The sequence below is a fragment of the Alteromonas sp. AO-Serp genome (genome assembly GCF_017849675.1).
GTDB lineage: Bacteria > Pseudomonadota > Gammaproteobacteria > Enterobacterales > Alteromonadaceae > Alteromonas > Alteromonas macleodii.
Window position 1 is genome coordinate 1 of record NZ_JAFLMX010000349.1, and the last position, 20297, is coordinate 20297.

Annotated in this window: 14 protein-coding genes; 11 read left to right on the forward strand and 3 right to left on the reverse strand. The window is 46.0% G+C overall.

The genetic code is table 11. The annotated features are described in order from the left end of the window. From QVA83_RS21815 to QVA83_RS21865, 11 genes are all read left to right on the forward strand, one after another. The coding region (locus tag QVA83_RS21815) for an ATP-binding protein (RefSeq protein WP_287498963.1) at window positions 1–211 on the forward strand (211 nt) is incomplete at its 5' end. A 16-nt stretch (window positions 212–227) separates the two neighbouring features. Continuing rightward, window positions 228–1256, forward strand: a complete 1029-nt coding sequence (locus tag QVA83_RS21820) for a PstS family phosphate ABC transporter substrate-binding protein (RefSeq protein ID WP_156077907.1) — start codon at window positions 228–230, stop codon at window positions 1254–1256. A 62-nt stretch (window positions 1257–1318) separates the two neighbouring features. Then, a complete protein-coding gene (locus tag QVA83_RS21825) occupies window positions 1319–2110 on the forward strand; it encodes a prolyl hydroxylase family protein (protein ID WP_069944220.1) in 792 nt (263 codons plus the stop codon). Between the two features lie 206 nt (window positions 2111–2316). Continuing rightward, window positions 2317–6387, forward strand: a complete 4071-nt coding sequence (locus QVA83_RS21830; protein ID WP_156077908.1) for a beta strand repeat-containing protein — start codon at window positions 2317–2319, stop codon at window positions 6385–6387. Between the two features lie 96 nt (window positions 6388–6483). After that, window positions 6484–9180, forward strand: a complete 2697-nt coding sequence (locus tag QVA83_RS21835; RefSeq protein WP_039234969.1) for a TonB-dependent receptor domain-containing protein — start codon at window positions 6484–6486, stop codon at window positions 9178–9180. Between the two features lie 207 nt (window positions 9181–9387). Beyond that, window positions 9388–10146, forward strand: a complete 759-nt coding sequence (locus tag QVA83_RS21840; protein ID WP_014948287.1) for a DUF3450 domain-containing protein — start codon at window positions 9388–9390, stop codon at window positions 10144–10146. 13 nt (window positions 10147–10159) lie between these two features. Beyond that, complete coding sequence (locus QVA83_RS21845; RefSeq protein WP_014948288.1) at window positions 10160–11524, forward strand: MotA/TolQ/ExbB proton channel family protein; 1365 nt, start codon at window positions 10160–10162, stop codon at window positions 11522–11524. Between the two features lie 2 nt (window positions 11525–11526). Beyond that, window positions 11527–12045 carry a MotA/TolQ/ExbB proton channel family protein gene (locus tag QVA83_RS21850; RefSeq protein ID WP_012517279.1) on the forward strand — a complete coding sequence of 173 codons (519 nt, stop codon included), beginning with the start codon at window positions 11527–11529 and terminating at the stop codon, window positions 12043–12045. A gap of 32 nt (window positions 12046–12077) precedes the next feature. Next, complete coding sequence (locus QVA83_RS21855) at window positions 12078–12485, forward strand: ExbD/TolR family protein (RefSeq protein WP_014948289.1); 408 nt, start codon at window positions 12078–12080, stop codon at window positions 12483–12485. A 3-nt stretch (window positions 12486–12488) separates the two neighbouring features. Further along, complete coding sequence (locus tag QVA83_RS21860) at window positions 12489–13097, forward strand: energy transducer TonB (RefSeq protein WP_156077909.1); 609 nt, start codon at window positions 12489–12491, stop codon at window positions 13095–13097. Between the two features lie 6 nt (window positions 13098–13103). Then, window positions 13104–14453: a tetratricopeptide repeat protein gene (locus tag QVA83_RS21865; protein ID WP_039234964.1), complete on the forward strand. Its 1350-nt coding sequence runs from the start codon at window positions 13104–13106 to the stop codon at window positions 14451–14453. 57 nt (window positions 14454–14510) lie between these two features. Here QVA83_RS21865 and QVA83_RS21870 read toward each other — a convergent pair whose 3' ends face one another. The 3 genes from QVA83_RS21870 to QVA83_RS21880 all read right to left on the reverse strand — a co-directional run bounded on the left by QVA83_RS21870 (window position 14511) and on the right by QVA83_RS21880 (window position 20297). Further along, a complete protein-coding gene (locus QVA83_RS21870) occupies window positions 14511–15611 on the reverse strand; it encodes a response regulator (RefSeq protein ID WP_014997336.1) in 1101 nt (366 codons plus the stop codon). Then, the gene (locus QVA83_RS21875; protein ID WP_156077911.1) at window positions 15604–18483 is read right to left on the reverse strand and encodes a PAS domain-containing hybrid sensor histidine kinase/response regulator; all 2880 of its coding nucleotides are present in this window, start codon (window positions 18481–18483) and stop codon (window positions 15604–15606) included. The genes QVA83_RS21870 and QVA83_RS21875 overlap by 8 nt, the downstream gene beginning before the upstream one ends. A gap of 245 nt (window positions 18484–18728) precedes the next feature. Further along, window positions 18729–20297, reverse strand: a complete 1569-nt coding sequence (locus QVA83_RS21880) for an AMP-binding protein (RefSeq protein ID WP_014948293.1) — start codon at window positions 20295–20297, stop codon at window positions 18729–18731.

Genomic DNA, 20297 nt, shown 5'->3' on the forward strand with positions numbered 1-20297 from the left:
TGTTGCTAAACATCTAAAGCGCCTTACAGTGGGGTTTTATCGCGTGGTTAAATCGCGCTCTCGCAAAACAGGTGGCTCTTGCTTAGGCCTTTCGATTGTAAAACTTGTACTAAGTCATCATAATTCTCGTTTAGATATAACCAGTACATTGGGTGAGGGCAGCAATTTCTCGTTTGTACTGGATAACGAGTTGATTGCAGAGCAACTGTAACCCTAAGAGGCGAGAAGTGTTGGTGAGCAAAAAGTATAACAAGATGAAAGGGCAACGCTATCGCCTTTCAACGTTACTTTTAGTAATAGGCTTATTGTTACCATTTGGAACTCTGGCTGATTCTCAAAATACTCAAAGCTCGTCATCTGCTTCTGGTAGCTATCAAGTACCTGCCTATGAACGTAAGCCTGGGGTGGCAGGAAAAATATCCTCTGTTGGCTCAGACACGCTGGCAAACTTAATGACCTTTTGGTCACAGGAATTTAAAACCCTTTATCCTCAGGTCGGCTTTCAAATACAGGCGTCCGGTTCATCTACCGCTCCGCCGGCACTTATTGAAGGTACTGCCACCATAGGCCCTATGAGCCGAGAACTAAAACCCAGTGAAATACGGGATTTTACGCGAACCCACGGTTACCCGCCTACGGTATTAAAAGTGGCAATGGATGCCATCGCCATTTTTGTGGATAGACGCAATCCGCTGCCGGGTATGACCCTTGAGCAAGTTGACGCGGTGTTTTCTGAAACCCAGTTTTGTGGCAGCAATACAGCCATTACCAATTGGTCTCAGCTCGGCGTTGACGATATAGGCTATCGTTCTCCTATCAGGCTATACGGTCGAAATTCAGTATCGGGTACTTACGGCTTGTTTAAAGTGATGGCGCTGTGCGATGGTGACTTTAAGAATACGGTAAACGAACAACCTGGCTCTGCATCTGTAGTATTGTCCGTGGCCAGCGGTACAGGCGCGATTGGCTATGCCGCTTACGGCTATAAAACCGCAGGAGTTCGCGCTCTGCCTTTAGGTGAGTCGCTAGATAGCTTAATCCCTCTTTCTATCGATACAGTGCGCAACGAAACGTATCCGTTTGCCCGTTTTCTTTATTTAGTGATAAATAAAAAGCCTGGTGAGCCTTTACCTACTCTGGAAAGGGAGTTTTTGCGCTATATCTTGTCACAGGAAGGGCAGCAGCAGGTGTTAAGAGACGGATATTTCCCCATTCGTGAAGACGTACTGGTACGCCAGCGTCGATTATTGGAATAGAAAAGCGAAAGTAGAAGCCGCATCACTCGCCGTTAAAAGCAAAGGATAAAACTGTGTCGTATATGCCGCCAGCGTGGAAACAATGGGTTGTCAAATGCCTGCTATCAGGGACAGCTGTGCCAACTATCGTGACAACCCTAGCGGAAAACGGTTTTTCTCCCGACACTATTAAAAAAGTGCTCGGCGCCAATTTGCCCACTAATTATCAGTTTTCACCCTCTCCAAGTTTCTACGAGAAGCTAGCAAAAAGTGCTATCGCCCGCGTGGAAAAGGCTAAGCCACTTGCCGAGCCCAGTGACATTCAGCTCTTCTCGTACGATAACTTCTTGAGCAGCCAAGAGTGTGACGACATTGTTGCGCTGACCAAAGATAAACTCGCGCCCTCTAAATTGGCGGGAGCCGCTAGCGCTGATGACATTAGAACCTCTTCAACATGTGAATTAGCCTTTCTCGGTAATAAGCTAGTCAAAGACGTTGATAGTCGCATTGTTTCAACCCTTAGTTTGGGCGTGGGAGAAGGAGAAGTTATTCAGGCCCAGCACTACAATGTTGGGGAATATTACAAACCTCACTACGACTTCTTTCCTCCAGGAAGCCCGCAGTACAAAGCGCATTGTCTATCGCGTGGTCAGCGAACGTGGACATGCATGATTTACTTGAATGATGAATGTGACGGCGGTCACACCCGCTTCACCAAGCTAGATATTGCAGTAAAACCGAAAAAGGGAATGGCACTCTTTTGGAATAATTTGCTGCCCTCTGGCGACCCCAACCTTAACAGTATTCATTTCGCAGAACCTGTCACTCGTGGTCACAAAACTGTCATAACCAAATGGTTTAGAACGAAAAACTAAACACCTCAAGCCAAGCTTTTAGTTTTATTTTTAATCAATCTTGTTTTATCTAATTGAAAAGTAATAGCTTTACGCAGGCTTTAGTTCAAAGCTGAAAAAGTTCAAATAAATTCGATAAGTTTTTTACTTTGTAACAAAAATGTCACCGATCTCCTTTACTCTCTAGCAAACCTTAGAATCCGTATTACAAAAATCTGGAGAATTTAATGGAAATTCGTAACATATTTAAGGTAAGTGCTATCACGACTGCGCTTGTCCTTGCAGGCTGTGGCGGTGACATCAATATTAATGAAGGTGATGAAGTAGTAACAACTCCAACAACACCAACTACACCTACAACACCAACAACACCGACTACCCCTGATGTAGATACGCCGTTCTCTCTAGGCTTTGCCACAGACGTATCAAGCGAATTCTCAGGAACGATTACAGATAAGCCTGTTTATCGTTTAGATACCGATTTAACTATCACTCAAGATATGACCTTAACGAACGATGCTCACTGGATCATCAAAGGTCGTACGGCGGTTGGTAACGACAACGCTGATGCAGCGGTACTAACTATTCAAGAAGGTACTACAGTAATCGGCGAAGACGGCGATGACTTCTTAGTTGTTCGTCGTGGATCTCAAATTGACGCATCTGGTACGTCTTCAGCGCCTATCGTGATGACATCGGTACAGGACGTTACTGGTGAAGAAACTTCAATCGGTCAGTGGGGCGGTGTAGTTCTACTTGGTAACGCACCGACTAACCTTTGTAATACGGGTGACGATGCAGATACGTCTGACGAAGAACTTGCAAACTGTGGTGTTTCTGCAGAAGGTGATGCAGGTCTTTACGGTGGTAATAACCCAGAAGATAACTCAGGTACGCTAGAGTACGTTGTAGTTAAGCATGCGGGTAAAGCTCTGGCATCAGGCGACGAGCTAAACGGTATTTCATTCGCTGGTATCGGTTCAGGCACCACAGTTAACTATATTCAGGTTCACCAAAACCTAGATGACGGTATTGAATTCTTCGGTGGTACAGTTAACGTAAGTAATGTTGTACTTACTGATATCGGTGACGATTCGCTGGATTGGTCATTTGGCTGGACTGGTAGCGCAACTAACGTTTATATCCAACAGTCAGCTGACGGTGGCGACAACGCAATCGAAGCGGATAACAACGAAGATAATCCGTCTTGGTTGCCGCTAACTAAGCCAACTATTTCAAACGTGACTATTGTTAGTGCAGACAACACCAATGGTGTACGTCTACGTAACGGTACAGCGGGCGTGCTTTCAAACGTTCTAGTAACGGGTTCTGCACTTGCAAACAACTGCCTACGTGTAAACGGTGATGAAGCAATTGCTAACGCTGAGTCGGGCGAGCTTTCTATCACTGATTCAATTGTTGCGTGTGAAACACCTGCGAACAACTTTGGTTCTGACACCATTAACGGTGGCACTACTCAAGCATGGTTTGAAGGCCAAGATGGCAACAGCGTTTTAGCTGCGTCTGCATTAATGCTTGAAGACAACGGTTACTTCCCAACGGCCTCTTCTCCTGTAGCACTTGGCGGCGGTCAATATATTGGTGCATTCAATCCTAACGGCACAGACTGGACTGTAGGTTGGACGGTAGGCGTAAACGGCGGTTTCCCAACTGACGTTCAAAACGCATTTGCACAGGGTCTAGCAACAGACGTATCGGCTGACTTCGACCTAGACAAGCCGGTTTACGAAATTGCTGCTGACACCACATTCACATCTGACGTTACACTTACTAACGATGCTTACTGGCTAATTAAAGGCCGTACTGCAGTAGGTAACGATAACGAAGACAGCGCAACACTATACATCGAACAAGGTACGACTGTGTTTGGTGAGCAAGGTGATGACTTCTTGGTAGTACGTCGAGGCTCAATGATTGAAGCTAACGGTACAGCAAGTGCACCTATCACGTTTACCTCTGTACAAGACCTTATCGGTGACGAGACGGGTATCGGCCAATGGGGCGGTATCGTACTTTTAGGTAACGCTCCAACTAACCTTTGTAATACCGGTGACGATGCAAATACCTCTGACGCTGAACTTGCTGCATGTGGTGTGGCTGCTGAAGGTGACGCGGGTCTTTACGGCGGTAATAACCCTGCAGATAGCACAGGTTCACTTCGCTACGTAGTAGTTAAGCACGCAGGCCGCGCTCTTGCAGCGGGTGACGAGCTAAACGGTATTTCATTTGCAGGTATCGGTTCAGGCACTAAAGTTGAGTACATTCAAGTTCATCAAAACCTTGATGACGGTATTGAATTCTTTGGCGGTACAGTTAGCGTACGTAACGTTGTACTTACTGATATCGGTGATGACTCGCTAGATTGGTCTTTCGGTTGGACAGGTAACGCGCAAAACGTTTATATCCAACAATCAGCTGCTGGTGGCGACAACGCTATTGAAGCGGATAATAACGAAGACAACCCAGCGTGGCTTCCACTCACTAAGCCTACTATTTCTAACGTGACTATCGTTGGCGCTGACACAACTAACGGCGTTCGTCTACGCAACGGTACTGCGGGTAACATCCGCAATCTAGTTGTTACAGCTGGTGAAGGCTACTCTAACTGCCTACGAGTTAACGGCGACGAGTCGATTGCTAACGCAGTATCTGGCGAGCTTTCTGTAGAACATTCAGTGGTTGCTTGTGAAGCAGGCAATAACTTTGGTTCAGACGCTATCGGTGGTGGTACTACTCAAACATGGTTCGAAGGTCAAACAGGTAACAGCGTGCTTACCGCTGATGCACTAATGCTTTCTAACGATGGCTTTACACCTCGCTCTGGCTCACCACTTCTTGGTGCGGGCGTTGATGTGTCAGAAGAGAATGACTTCTTCGCAGCAACTGACTATATCGGTGCATTTGACGGTGACAACAACTGGATGGACGGTTGGACTGTTGCGGTAAACGATAGCATTCCTGCTGACGTTACAACGGCACTAGAGCAAGGCTTGGCGACCGACGTGTCTGCTAGCTTCCCAGACATTACTGACAAGCCTGTTTATCAGCTTACTACTGACACCGTCTTTACTGCTGATGTATCGCTAACTAACGATGCTCACTGGCTAATTAAAGGTCGTACAGCGGTAGGTAACGACAACGCTGACAGCGCTTCACTTTACATTCAGCGCGGTACTACAGTATTCGGTGAAGATGGTGATGATTTCTTAGTTGTTCGTCGTGGCTCTAAGATTGAAGCGTCTGGTACTGCAACACTGCCAATTACCTTCACATCTTCAGAAGATATGACTGGCGGCGAAACAGCCATCGGCCAATGGGGCGGTCTAGTTATTCTAGGTAACGCACCAACAAACCTATGTAATACCGGTGACGACGGTGATACGTCTGAAGCTGAACTGGCTAACTGTGGTGTAGCCGCAGAAGGTGATGCAGGCCTATACGGTGGTGCAGACAGTGAAGATAACTCAGGTACGCTTCGCTACGTTATCGTGAAGCACGCAGGTAAAGCACTTGCGGCAGGCGATGAGCTAAACGGTATTTCATTTGCGGGTGTAGGTAGTGGCACTGAAGTTGACTTCATCCAAGTTCACCAAAACCTAGATGATGGCGTTGAGTTCTTCGGCGGTACAGTAAACGTAAGCCACTTAGTATTAACTGCTATCGGTGATGATTCTCTAGACTGGTCATTCGGTTGGACAGGTAAGGCGCAGTACGTAGTTATCAAGCAAGATGCAGCGGGCGGCGACAATGCGTTCGAAGCTGACAACAACGAAGATAACCCTGCGTGGACACCATTGACGACACCAACAGTATCTAACGTAACAATTTTAGGTGCAGACAATACAAACGGTGTACGTCTTCGCAACGGTACAGCGGGTACAATCAAAAACCTAGTGGTTACCGGTGGCGCAAACTACAGCAACTGCCTACGAGTGAATGGTGATGAATCAATTGCTAACGCAGCAGCAGGTTCACTAACTGTGACGCACTCAACAGTAGCATGTTCATCTGCTAGCGCATTTGGTTCAGACACAATTGGTACAGACAGCACGCAAGCGTGGTTTGAAGGTCAAGACGGCAACAGCGTTCTTGCTGAAACTGCAGCACTTGGCTTTGATTCAACAGGTTTCGTACCTGCAAGCAATTCAGTTTTATTAGGTTCAGGCTTCGACGCTTCTACTTTGGACGCTTTCTTTGATAGCACAGACTTCCAAGGTGCATTCGACGGTGAGTCTGACTGGACACTGGGTTGGGTAACTGTTGGTCTTCAAGACTAATAAGTGAATGCGAGACACAGTAAAGCTAAGGCGTTTTTACGCCTTAGCTTTTGTGTAAGCGCAGCTACCTGATTACAGTTTCTTAGGAGTTACACAATGAAAAACAATCAAACGTCAGCATTTAAAGTCGGTGGACTTTCGCTGGCTATCGCGTCCATTCTTGGCGCAAGCGCGTTACCGTTATCAGCAGTAGCACAGCAGTCAGAAGACGAAGTAATTGAAGAAGTCGTTGCTACGGGCACGCGACTTAAAGGAACCGCAACGGCGGTTTTACAAGAGCGTCAAAATCAGGCGTTCGTTGCTGATATTCTTGGCGCAGAACAAATTTCTCGTACCGGTGACGGCGATGCCGCTGCTGCACTTCGACGTGTAACAGGTCTTACGCTAGTTGACGGTAAATTTATTTACGTTCGTGGTTTAGGTGAGCGTTATTCAAGCACACAGCTAAATGGCATGACGGTACCAAGTCCGGATCCTACGCGCTCGGTTGTACCGCTTGATTTATTCCCATCAAGTATCATCGAAAGCCTGAACGTTCAGAAATCTTACTCACCCAATATGCCTGGTCACTTTGGTGGCGGTAACGTAAACATTCGTACTAAATCAATCCCATCTGAGTTTGTATTCAATGTAAGTGCAGGTGGCGGTTGGAATACGCAAAATAGCGACACCGGTGTTTTCTATTCTGGTGGCGGCGATGATTGGACTGGTCGTGACGACGGTACCCGTGCACTGCCTGACATTATCAGCTCGGGTCTTGCTGCAAATGGCTCTGCAGGCTTTGAGGGCGACCGCACAAGAACACTGGCTGAAACGCAGGATATCCTAAGTTCATTTAACTGGGACATCGGCCCAGACGAAAAGTCTGTAGACCCGAACTTCAGCTTGGGTACGACCATTGGTAACAATTACGTATTCGACAACGACTCTGTACTTGGTTTCCTTGCAACGGTTTCTTACAGCAACGAATGGACAGTTGCCGAAGAGATGTTAGGTAACGATATCGGTGGTGGTCAGGAAAATCCACGCTTCACTAAATATCGCGACATGGTGTCTACAGAGCAAAACGTGCGTTGGAGCGGTATGTTCAACGTGGGTTACGAGTACAACAGCAACCACAAAGTAGAACTTGTGAACATGATCCTTCACGACATGCGAGACCGTGTTCGCGATGGATACTACTTCGACGAAAGTGAATCTAACCCTGGCGTGGAAGAATTCCGCCGCATGGATATCATTTTCGAAGAGCGTGAAATGGTTTCTTCACAGCTTAAAGGTACGCACAACTTCCTTAACTTGTTAGATGGTGTGTTTTTCGATTGGTACGTGGGAACTAGCCGTGCGTCTCGTGAAGCGCCAGATATCATGGAAGTAACATTCCAGCAGTTCTACGATGAGTCGGGTGCATTAGAGCTTGAGCGTCTTGATGATACGCCAGGAACTAACCTTAACCGCCAATATCAGGTGCTTTATGATGAGTCTGATACCTATGGCTTCAACGTGTCTACCGCGTTCTTCGGCGATGGCTACGACGTTGAACTTAAAGCCGGTATGGATTACTACGACAAAACCCGTGACGGTAACAATATTGACTTAGCGGTGCGTCACTTTGGTATTTCTTCTGACTTTAAAGAAGGTAGCCGTTTGAATGAAATTTTCTCACAAGAAAATATCTATAACGACGACTTCTACACCAGCTCAACGGGTCGTTCTGTGTTTCAGGACAATACAGGTGCAGGTGATAAGTACTCAGCGGCAACTAAACTTACCGCAGGCTATTTCATGGTTGATGCATTCTTCAACCAGAAGTTCCGCGTAAGTGGCGGTGCTCGTTATGAAGACTTCCAGCAAGTATCGATTCCATTTATCGAGCACTCGGATAAGTTTGCTGACGACACTGATGCCATCATTGACAGCATCTACAATGAATCTGATGTACTACCGTCATTAGCTTTCACTTATATCCCAAGTGAAGAAATGCAGTATCGCTTTAACATCAGCCAAACGCTAATCCGTCCTGACTTACGTGATATCAGCTCAACCTTCTTTATCGACCCGTTAACAGAATTCCTTGTACGCGGTTCTCCTTCATTGGTTGAAACTGAATTGACGAATATCGACTTCCGCTGGGAGTGGTATATGTCACAAGGTAACAACTTGTCTGTTGCACTCTTCTATAAAGATATGGAAAACCCTATCGAGATGGTGCAGTTTGACGGCGGTGAAGGTGTGCCTCAGCTATTAACGGCTAACGGACAGGAAGGTGAGCTGTACGGTATCGAGTTTGAATTCTTGCACGACCTTGGCTTTATTGGTGATAACTTCAGTAACTTCTTTGTATCAGGAAACATGACGCTTTCTGACTCAGAAGTAACTATTGGTAGTGGCGATCAAGAATCACTGTTCTCTCAGCAGGCACGTGAAGCTTACGGCGGTACTATCACGGCGACCATTACTAACGACAAGCGTCGTCTAGTAGGTCACTCTGAGTGGGTTGCTAACCTTCAGTTAGGTTGGGATTCTGATAACGGTGAGCATTCAGCGTCACTAGTCTATAACTCATTCGGTGAACGTATCATTGCGCCTGGCGTACGTGGTTTTGAAGATGGTATTGAAAAACCGTTCCATTCATTGGACGCCGTTTATACTTACTACCCTGACTTCAACACTACAATTAAATTACGTGTGCAAAACATTTTCAACGACGAGAAAGAAATTGAGCAAGAAGGTCTTACGCTGCGTAAGCTAAGCGTAGGTACAGGTATAAACGCTTCAATTACTTATAACTTCTAAGAAAATACAGCCAGTGCTGCTTCTTCAAAAAGAGAGCAGCAACAATCATCTAAAGCCCGGTTTTCCTGCCGGGCTTTTCTATTTGTGACAATAGTCATCGATTTATGACAGTTTCGTAATAAAACTGTCACAGAAAACTCCTATCCTACGCGCAGAAATTTATAGTCGGATACAACCGATTTCTTTTAACTTTAAAGGTTTGAATGTATGAAGCTTATCAATGCCTTGCTTGTGGCAGGTGCGCTAGCAGCGACACCCGTGCTTGCACAAGACGATGAAGTCTTAAAACCCGTTGTCGATGAGGCAGCGAAAATAAACGAGTCAGCGGCGAAATCGCAAGAAAAGATTAACGGTATTACCGATCAAATCGACAGCAAACTTCAACAGTTCAAAACATTGATGAAAGAAATCGAAGGCCTTGAGGTTTATAACACTCAGCTTCGTAAGCAAATCAATAACCAAGAACAAGAAATGGCAGACCTAAATGCTGCTATCGATGAAGTGTCTGTTGTTGAGCGTCAAATCACACCACTAATGATGCGCATGATTGACGGCCTAGAGCAGTTTGTTGCGCTAGACGTACCATTCCTTCCAGAAGAGCGCGCGAATCGCGTTGCTGACCTTCGCGCTATGATGGACCGCGCCGACGTTGCTGCGTCTGAGAAATTCCGCCGCGTAATGGAAGCGTATCAAGTAGAGATGGACTACGGCCGCACTATGGAAGCGTACAGCGGTATTCATTCAATTAACGGTCAAGAGCGTGACGTTGAATTCCTACGCCTTGGTCGCACAGCGCTAATTTATCAAACACGTGATGCAAGCATGCAGGGTGTTTGGAACAAGCAAACTCGTCAGTGGGAAGAGCTTGATAGCAGCTACCGTACACAAATTACAAAAGGTCTGCGCATGGCGAAGAAGCAACTTGCACCAGACTTGCTAATGCTGCCAGTGGCAATTACAGACTAAGAGGTTGATGAGAATGTTTAACACAGTAAAACGTATCGCTGTTGGTCTAGCAGCCCTTAGCATCAGCGTTGGTGCTTTCGCACAAAGCGACCGTGCCATGGACTTAGACGCACTTCTTAAGCAACTAGAAGAAGGTCAGTTCGCACAGTCTCAGCAAAACAAACAGCGCGAGCGTGATTTCCAAGCGCAACGTGCAGAGCAAGATCGCATTCTTCGCGAAACTCGTGAAAAGCGCGACCAAATGCTTGCACAATCAGAGCAGCTTGAAACTCAGTTCGAAGAAAACGAATTCAAACTGGCTGACTTAAACGGTGCACTAGACACACGTCTTGGTTCACTTAAAGAGCTATTCGGTGTGCTTCAGCAAATCGCTGGCGACACCAAAAACAAATTCTATAACTCAGTGGTTTCTGCACAAATCCCTGGCCGTGCTGACTTCCTTGATAAGATGGCACAAGACATGGGTTCAAGCTCAAAACTTGCATCAATTGAAGAAATTGAGCGCGTTTGGTTTGAAATGCAACGCGAAATGACTGAAGCCGGCAAAGTCACTACGTTCAAGACAGACGTTGTTGAAGCGGGCGGTGAAAAAGTGAATAAGTCTGTTGTTCGCGTAGGTCCTTTTGCACTTGTTGCTGATGGTAAATACCTAGAGTACAACGGTGTAACAGGCACAGTATCTGAACTTGTACGTCAGCCTGCTGACCGTTACATGGATTCTGCTGCTGAACTACAAGCATCAAGCGGTGAGTTAGTGCAGTTCGGTATCGACCCAACGGGTGGTTCAATCCTAGGTCTTCTTGTTCAAGCGCCTAACCTTCAAGAGCGTGTAGAGCAGGGCGGTGTTGTAGGTTACATCATTCTTATCGTTGGTGCATTCGGTCTTCTACTTGCCCTTGAGCGTCTTGTAACGCTGACGCTTATTCGCATGAAAGTGAACAAACAGCTTAAGAGCAAAGAAGTAAACACAAACAATCCGCTTGGCCGTGTACTTAAAGTACGTGACGAGCACCCAGACGCCGACGTTGAAGCACTTGAACTTCACCTTACAGAAGCGATTTTGGGCGAAGTACCTAAGTTAGGTCGTAACCTAACTATCATTAAGATTATCTCTGTTGTAGCACCGCTTATGGGTCTACTAGGTACGGTAACCGGTATGATCAACACCTTCCAGGCTATCACCTTGTTTGGTACGGGTGACCCGAAACTGATGGCAGGTGGTATTTCAACAGCACTTGTAACAACAGTACTAGGTCTAGTTGTAGCGATTCCAATGACACTGCTTTATGCAATGCTTAACACACGTTCTAAGAACATTGTGTACATCCTACAAGAACAGGCGTCTGGCGTAATTGCAGAGCGCGCTGAGCGAGGCTAATCATGATCGAGTTTCTAGAAGCAATTCGCGATTTCACAGAAACAGGTGGCCAGGTTCTCCTGGTCATCGGTCTGCTGATATTCGTTATGTGGCTTTTGATCCTCGAGCGTGCGATGTATCTGATGGTTTGGCACAAGCAAGCCAAGAAAGAAGCGATAGCAATGTGGACAGCACGTGCCGATCGCTCTTCTTGGTTCGCAGAGCAGGTTCGTCAGAAAACAATTTCACAGTTAACCATGCGCCTAAACGGCAGCATCCCAATTATCCAGTCACTGGTTGCGCTTTGTCCGCTGCTAGGCTTGATGGGAACGGTTACCGGTATGATTGAAGTGTTCGATGTAATGGCGATTGCGGGCTCAGGTAATGCTCGTTCAATGGCGTCAGGTGTATCGAAAGCCACTATCCCCACAATGGCGGGCATGGTTGGCGCACTTTCAGGCGTATTCGCCGCTACTTGGTTAACTCGTATGGTGAAATCAGAACGCACGCATCTTGAGGATGCATTGATTATTCAACGTTAATGCTAGCTAAGCGTTAAGGTAAGGTATTTATTATGAAGCAGCACTTTCAAAACTTAGTCGATGAAGAAGAAGCAGCCATCGACATGACGCCCATGCTGGACGTTGTATTTATCATGTTGATCTTCTTCATTGTGACTGCGTCATTTGTGAAAGAAGCGGGTATCGATGTTAACCGTCCAGAAGCAGCAACTGCTGTGAAAAAGGATCGCGCTAATATCCTTATCGCTATTTCAGATAAAGGCGAAATTTGGATTAACAAGCGCCGTATCGACGTTCGCGCAGTACAAGCGAACATTGAGCGTCTTCGCGCAGAAAACCCACAGGGTTCTGTTGTAATTCAGGCTGACAAAAAAGCCACAACAGAAACACTGATTAAGGTTATGGACGCGTCGCGAGCCGCTGGCGTTTACGATGTTTCGATTGCAGCCCAAGAGCAATAAATCATGCCACGATATTTAATCGCATTTGTTATTTCCCTTGCGATCACGTTAGGCCTGTTCTTCTTGATGCAATCGCTTATCAAGATGGGTGGCAGCGCACTAACTGAGCCGCCTAAGGGAAGCATGCTTGACTTCGTAAGGGTTAAGCAGGATGAACAGGTTGAGAAAAAAGATCGTAAGCCGAAGAAGCCACCTAAGCCTGAAGAGCCGCCACCGCAAATGGAGCAGCCTCAAATGGACTCGCCTTCTCCAGATGCAGAAGGTACGTCGATGGACTTTGGTGCTGAAGTCGGAGACGACATCTCGCTAGAAGGCGGGTTGGCCCTCGAATCCGGTGACGGTGAATATCTTCCTATTGTTAAGGTTGCGCCAGTGTATCCACGACGTGCACTTCAACGGGGTATTGAAGGTTTCGTTATTGTTGAATTTACAGTAACTAAACAAGGCGCAGTACGCGACCCAATTGTTGTTGAAGCTAACCCTTCAGGTATTTTTGAACAAGCGGCTATTGATGCGGCAATGAAGTTCAAATATAAGCCTCGAGTGGTAAATGGCGAAGCAACGGAAGTGTCTGGTGTACAAAACCGTATTACGTTCCAAATTGACGGGTAACAGAACATGATGAGAAAACAGACGAATACATTGCTTAGTGCACTGGCGTTTGCATTTGCATCGGCCACAGTATCTGTACCTACTATGTTCATTGCTTCTAACGCTACAGCGCAAGAGGCTGAGCAGCAAGATGGACAAGAGATAAAAGCTAGCGATAAGCAAACCCGTCGCGTGCCTACGCTTCGCGGTAAAGTCTACGAGCAGCTAGCCCGTGCACAAACGGCAGCTGATGAAGCGGGCAATGTAGAAGAAGCTATTTCCATTTTGAAAGAAGTGGAAGATAAGTCTCATTCTATGAACGCCTACGAAAAAGCGATGATGTACAACTTTTTCGGCTTCATTTATTACAACAACGAAGACTATGCAAAAGCGTTGGAGTCGTTTGCCAAGGTAGTAGAGCAACAGCCTATTCCTGAAAAGTTCGAAATGACTACACTTTTCAGTTTGGCGCAGCTTAACCTTATGCAGGGTAATTACGACGATACCATCACTTACTTAGAGCGTTGGGAAAGTCTTAATGCGGGCCCTGTGCCGGTGAAAAACAAAGTCATCAAGGCCCAAGCGTACTATCAGAATAAGCAGTACGAGCAAGCCTCAACGTGGATTTCAGAAGCGGTTGCCGACCACGAAGCAGAAGGCATGATCCCCGATGAAGGGTGGTTAATTCTTCAGCGTGCTATTTTCTATGAACTCAAGCAGCCTCAAAAGGTTAAAGACGTTCTGGTTAAAATGGTGAAGCTATTTGACGAGCCTAAGTATTGGATCCAGCTAGCGGGTATGTACGGTGAGCTAGGCGAAGAGCGCAAGCAGTTGGCTATTATGGAAACCGCTTATCAGCGCGGGTTCGTTAATACATCCGCTGATGTGTTTAACATGGCGCAGCTTTATTACTATCATCGCGTACCTTACAAAGGTGCTAAGTTGATGGAGCAGGCGATGAACGACGGCGTGCTAGAGAAAAACTTGCGCAACCTTAAGTTCTTAGGCCAAAGCTGGTCACTTGCTAAAGAGCAAGACAAAGCCATTCCCGTTATGATGCAAGCGGCTGAACTGTCTGAAGACGGTGAGTTAGATGCACAGTTAGCGCAAATTCTTCTTAATGAAGAGCGTTTCGACGATGCAATTGCTGCGGCAGACCGAGCGGTTGAAAAGGGCGATTTGAGAAACCCTGGTTTGGTTTACCTGATTAAAGGCATGGCACTTTACAACAAGAAGCAATATGCCCTTGCGCTTAATCAGCTAGCTGAAGCAGAAAAGCATCAGAAAAGTCGTGCCATGGCACAGCAATGGAAGCAGTTTGTGCAGGGCGAAAAGCGTCAGGCAGACGCTATTGCAGCTGAGCTAGGTACAAGTTAAGTATCGTACTTTCGTTAATACATCATTTAAAAGGGTCGAATAATATTCGACCCTTTTTTATGCGCTAGGGAAAAGTACTTGAGGCAATAAGTCAGACACCGAGGCCATCTTTCCTTCTGCCTCTAACTGGTTCCAATAGCGTTTGGTTTCTAAAACCTCTTCCTTTATTGAAAGAAAGCAGTCGACCAATACGGGATCAAAGTGCTGGCCTGAACCTCGTTTAAGATGATCAAAAGCATCATCGTCAGCCCACGCTTTTTTATAAGGCCTTTTCATTGTAAGGGCGTCGAAAACATCGGCAATAGCTACTATACGTGCACTTTCAGGTATCGCCTCTTCCTTTAATCCTTGTGGGTAGCCTGTGCCATCCCACTTTTCGTGATGACATAAAGCAATCTCGGCTGCGAGGTTAAAGAGCGGGGTATCACATTGAGACAGTATTCTGTGCCCTATTTCAGCATGGGAGCGCATAACCTCCATTTCGCTCAAAGATAATCGCCGAGGTGCTTTTAATATTGCGTCTGCAATACCTATTTTGCCTGTGTCATGCATTGGAGCAGCTTGCGCGAGCAGGCACGCTTTTTCGAAAGGCCAACCGTGAGCCAGAGCAAGACATTGGCTGTAAGCTGCCATCCGCCAAATATGATGACCGGTGTCGGTATCATTGTAATGACCAGCGGCAGCTAGCATGCTGATTGCGCTTTGTTGGCTTTTACTTAGTTCCTTAGTACGCGCCGCTACAAGGTTTTCAGCCGTCCGCATTTGATGGGCTAAACTAATGTGGGTTTTAACGCGAGCGAGGGTGATACTAGGTGATACGGGTTTGGTTATGTAGTCTACTGCACCAAGTTTGAAACCTTTTTCTTCGTCCTCTCCTTGAGTTAAGGCTGTAACGAAAATAACAGGTATATGGCTAAGCGCCTCGTTAGCTTTGAGTTTTTTACATACCTCAAACCCGTCCATACCGGGCATCATTATATCTAACAATATAAGGTCGGGAGTAAACTGCTGGGTAATCTTAAGTGCTATTGTTCCCGAAGGCGCAACCTTTACATCATAGTAAGGGCCTAAAATGCCTAATAGAATATCGATATTTGCGGGCTCATCATCAACCACTAATATGCTAAACCTATGTGCTTCATTACGTTGATTATTCATCGGTAATATCGCCTATCAGTTGCGTAATAACCGCTTGAGCACTTTCGAAATCGTAAATGGTAGCAAGCTGTTTCAATCGGTTAATCTTATGTGCATAGACCGACTCGCTGTAATTGGCTGCCAATACGTTGATGTATTCAACCGCTTTCGCGTCATAAGATTGAAGCGCCTGCTCAACGTTGCGTAGGGTCGATAGCATGGAGGATTTATCTAGGTTAGTACCGCTTTGATGGATATTGTCGGTGTCGTTTTTATCGATAGTGTGAGCAATTAGGCGTAGCGTTGCATCTAGCTGAAACGATAAGTTTGTTACGTGTCTTGCATTAACAGCTTCATTTCTCTCTTGTGCTTCTATAAGAGGAAGTAGGGTTTGCTCAAGCGTTGTTGCGCCAATAAGCTGAGCATCTTCAAGCAGAGAGGTTAACAGTTTCGACGTGTTCGTCTGTGTATGAAAAATATCGAGCAAGTCAGACATAACACCACGCTGACTGTAGGTTTTATAAAACGTTAGCAGCGACGAGATAAACTGGCTCATTTCGTCCGGAGGGTTTATTTCAATGTAACCTGAATGTATGTGAATATCGATGGTATGAACGATTTCATCCGCGGTTGCGGGTTTGACCAAGTGCTGACACATACCGGCGGTAAGCGCGCTTTCAGAAGCCTCCCGAGACTCATCGGCACTAAGCGCAATAATTGGCGTATACCAATCTTTTTTCTGGGTAAGTTGTTCTGCAACTTCATAGCCCGATATACCGGGTAAGTAGCAATCCAAGAGTATAGCGTCAAATTTGCTCATTTCGCATAACGCAAGTGCCTGCTCACCTGATGAAGCAACAGCAACATTAATACCTAGATCAGAAAGTATTTGCTGGCTAATCTCTACACTAATTGCGTCGTCATCTACCACAAGCACATGTTTGTCTAAGAGGCGTCTGGTTCGCCATTTTCGACTTTCAAGGCCTTCTAGTGTCCGCTTACTGAGTGATAGTTGAGCTGGAGATAGTGTTGAAATAAGTTCTGTGTCGGTAAACGGAAGCTCAATGATATTTATATTTTGAACAAGGGCACTTCCCATTCGCTTTTGTACGTCTTGCTTGTTGAGGGGACTGATTAATGTTGTAAGGTTTAGCGACTGATATTCACCAAACTGCATGTGTTTAATGAAGCTATTCCAGCTTTGCTCATCATCTGGTAGAAATGCGATAGTTTGAGAGGCTTTACTCGGCAATAGCCCTTCAACCTGGTCGATTATTTGGCAGTGAATGTTATGTCTGTTTAATGTTGCCGCAAGTATTTCGCATCCTTGGCTCACGCTTTGGTGTGTTTGAATGCACAGTACATTATCGGGAACCGATACGGGAAGTTGAGGGCCTGTACCAGGGTCTTCATCAGAACAGACAGGCAATGCAAAGGAAAAACAGCTTCCCTTGTCTACCTCGCTTTCCAAGGTTAAGTCACCACCCATCAGTTCAACCAGACGCTTACATATCGCAAGGCCAAGGCCGGTTCCCCCATACTCTCTGGAAATGGATGCATCAGCCTGAACAAAGGCTTTGAAAAGTTTTGATTTTACATGCTCACTGATACCCATACCGGTATCGGAAACACTGAATGCTAATTGATTTTCGCGCTTTTCAACCGTCAGTATTACGTGGCCGCTGGCGGTAAATTTTATAGCATTACTTAAAAGGTTGAGCAGTACTTGGTATATCTTTTCGCTGTCGCCACGGCATTGCAAATTAGTATGGCACCGAATATCGAAAAGCAACTGAAGCTGTTTTTGTTGCGCCTTTACTTGAAAGACTTGAGCGAGTTTATCGATGGTTTTTGTTAAGGTGAAGGGCTCATCAACTATCTCTATTTTATCTGCTTCCACTTTAGAAAAATCGAGAATGCTATTCATCAGGTCTAACAATGCTGTAGAGCTACGCTGCACTTTTTCTAAATATTGCTGACGTTGCTCATTGTCGGTGGATTCTAGGGCAAGGTGAGTGAGGCCGATAATGGCGTTCATCGGTGTTCTTATTTCATGGCTCATTGTGGCAAGGAAGTCGCTTTTTGCCTTGTTAGCACTCTGGGCTTCGTCATACGCCTTTTGGAGTTTTTGTTCAATGGCTTTTTGGCCGCTTATGTCGTTGAATACGCCCACGTGTCCATCGGGCTTTCCTTCTTTATCGAGCAGAGGAACCGCAACAATAGATATGGGAAAAAGGCGGCCCCGTTTATCGGTGAAGAAGTCTTCATAAGACGTGTAAGACTGACCGCTTCGGATAGTGAGGTTAACTGGACATTGCTCTCTAGGAAGGAGGGTTCCATCTCCTTTTTGATAATGGACCGTGTCGTGGAAACGTCGGCCTTGTAATTCGTCAAGCGACCACCCTAATAATCGCGAGGCAGCGGGGTTGAGAAACTGTGTTGTACCTTCACCGTTTACGGCATACACACCCTCGCCGATACTATCAGTGATACTTCGATAGAACGCGCGCCCTTCGGAAAGTCTCGTCTCTAATCGCTTTTGTTCTGATATATCGGTGGCAATAGCAATTAGGTGGTCTACCCGCGGCGGTGACTTAATGACGGGAACCAGAGTGGCAAATACGTACCAAGGTTCGCCCAACTTAGTCAGACTATGTACTTCGCCTTGCCAGGTTTGGCCTTGAGATAGCGAAACAAAAATATCTGATTTTTCCTGCTCGGACATATTGGTAATATCGAATGCGGAGATATTTTCCCCAATTATCTCGTCAATTGAAAAACCAGATAGTTGGCTGCACTTGTCATTAGCGCTTAGAATTTTACCGTTTACGTCCATTGTCGCAACAATGCCGTGTTTATCCATGGCCTGCCGCTGTAAAAGCTGCGCGCTCATGTGAACTCTCCTACAACAATGTTGAATTGCAGGACAGAACGACGGCTAGTTTTGACAGACAATGTCATAAATTGCATATGTGCAACAAAAGTGAATGGGGTATAGATAAGTTATAGTCTGTACCGCGCTTATTTCCAATGAAATCAGATTATCCTTTGGTAGCAATAACCTGATTTTTCAATGGAAAACGCGTAAAACTACGTATTAAGCGCCGCGCTGAATGTGCGGCGCAAGTGGGGGAGTCATTAAGCCGAACGAAGCTCTCTACGTAGAATTTTTCCGACGGTAGATTTTGGTAGCTCGTCAAGTATCGTGATCGACTTAGGGATCTTGTAATTTGTGAGGTGCTGTTTACAAAAATCAATGACGTCTTGTGTCGATACATCGCTTGAAACAGTAATAAATGCACACACTCGCTCACCGGTCTTTTCATCGGGTTTACCCACAACTGCGGCTTCCATCACGCTAGGGTGAGTTGTGAGTACATCTTCAATCTCGTTTGGATAGACATTAAAGCCAGAGACAATAATCATATCTTTCAAACGATCTACAATTTTAATTGCCCCAGATTCGGTGCGAATGCCAATGTCCCCGGTTTTAAAGAAGCCATCTTGGGTCATGACTTTGGCAGTTTCGTCGTCTCGGTTCCAATAACCCAGCATAACCTGAGGTCCGCGAACTGCAATTTGCCCCGACTCACCATCGGCCACCGGCTTATCATGGCTATCCAGTAACGCAACTTCAGTGCCTTCTAGTTCGTGCCCCACCGTGCCAATCTCTTCTTTACCTGGAATGTTAAAAGATACAACTGGCGCAGTTTCTGATAGCCCATAGCCCTCGGTGATGGTGTTCCCGGTTACGTCTCGCCAAATAGATACTGCGGCTTGAGTAAGTGCGGTGCCGCCAGACATTGTGAGGTGTAATTTAGAAAAGTCTAACTTTGCAAATTCAGGGTGTCTCCCAAGACCAACAAACAAGGTGTTGATCCCCATGAATGCTGAAATTTTATGGGGCTTGAGTGTTTGAATGAAACCGTCGATATCCCGTGGATTGGGTATAAGAATTATCTGAGTACCTTTGGCAAAGAGCGCCATCATTCCAACCGTAAATGCATAAATATGATAAAGCGGTAATGGGCATACCAATACTTCTTCACCATCTTTGAAGCCCTCACCAATACGGTCGAGCATTTGGATGCAGTTAGCTAAAACGTTTTTATTACTTAAGGCTGCGCCCTTCGATACCCCAGTAGTACCACCGGTGTATTGCAACATGGCAAGTTCATCTAGAGCAATAGAAGGGCGTTCAAATGCAGGCAGTGTATTGCCTAGCTCCACTGCTTGTGTGAATGAAACCGTACCATCGAGATTTGGTGCAGTGTTAGGGTCTAAAAGCTCTGTTGCCGATGTGGTGATAACGGTTTCGATACTAGTATCATCTTTTATGCTAGTAAATTTGGGGAGCAAATCACCCAGAATAACCAGAGCTTTCGCGCCACTATCAGTGAACTGGTGCTTCATCTCGCGTTCGGTATAAAGCGGGTTTGTATTTACTACAACAAGGCCTGCGCGTAAGGCAGCATAAACAACAATAGGGTTTTGAATTAAATTAGGAAGTTGTATGGCGACTTTGGTACCAGGAGACAATTTAGCTTCGTGAACAAAGTAGCGGGCTAACGCTGATGACTTACGGTCTATCTCGGCAAATGTAAGTGTTTGTCCAAGCGCCGTATACGCTGGCCTGTCGGCAAATTTTTGCAAAACGCTTTCAATATAATCGGCTAAGCAGGTCACGTTATCAGGGTAAGTTATCAT

Excerpts from the sequence above, each read along its gene's own strand:
- QVA83_RS21875 (WP_156077911.1), bottom strand. The coding sequence starts at position 18,483 with ATGAGCGCGCAGCTTTTACAGCGGCAGGCCATGGATAAACACGGCATT.
- QVA83_RS21835 (WP_039234969.1), top strand. The coding sequence starts at position 6,484 with ATGAAAAACAATCAAACGTCAGCATTTAAAGTCGGTGGACTTTCGCTG.
- QVA83_RS21860 (WP_156077909.1), top strand. The coding sequence starts at position 12,489 with ATGCCACGATATTTAATCGCATTTGTTATTTCCCTTGCGATCACGTTA.
- QVA83_RS21880 (WP_014948293.1), bottom strand. The coding sequence starts at position 20,297 with ATGATAACTTACCCTGATAACGTGACCTGCTTAGCCGATTATATTGAA.
- QVA83_RS21845 (WP_014948288.1), top strand. The coding sequence starts at position 10,160 with ATGTTTAACACAGTAAAACGTATCGCTGTTGGTCTAGCAGCCCTTAGC.
- QVA83_RS21825 (WP_069944220.1), top strand. The coding sequence starts at position 1,319 with ATGCCGCCAGCGTGGAAACAATGGGTTGTCAAATGCCTGCTATCAGGG.
- QVA83_RS21850 (WP_012517279.1), top strand. The coding sequence starts at position 11,527 with ATGATCGAGTTTCTAGAAGCAATTCGCGATTTCACAGAAACAGGTGGC.
- QVA83_RS21865 (WP_039234964.1), top strand. The coding sequence starts at position 13,104 with ATGATGAGAAAACAGACGAATACATTGCTTAGTGCACTGGCGTTTGCA.
- QVA83_RS21840 (WP_014948287.1), top strand. The coding sequence starts at position 9,388 with ATGAAGCTTATCAATGCCTTGCTTGTGGCAGGTGCGCTAGCAGCGACA.
- QVA83_RS21870 (WP_014997336.1), bottom strand. The coding sequence starts at position 15,611 with ATGAATAATCAACGTAATGAAGCACATAGGTTTAGCATATTAGTGGTT.
- QVA83_RS21855 (WP_014948289.1), top strand. The coding sequence starts at position 12,078 with ATGAAGCAGCACTTTCAAAACTTAGTCGATGAAGAAGAAGCAGCCATC.
- QVA83_RS21830 (WP_156077908.1), top strand. The coding sequence starts at position 2,317 with ATGGAAATTCGTAACATATTTAAGGTAAGTGCTATCACGACTGCGCTT.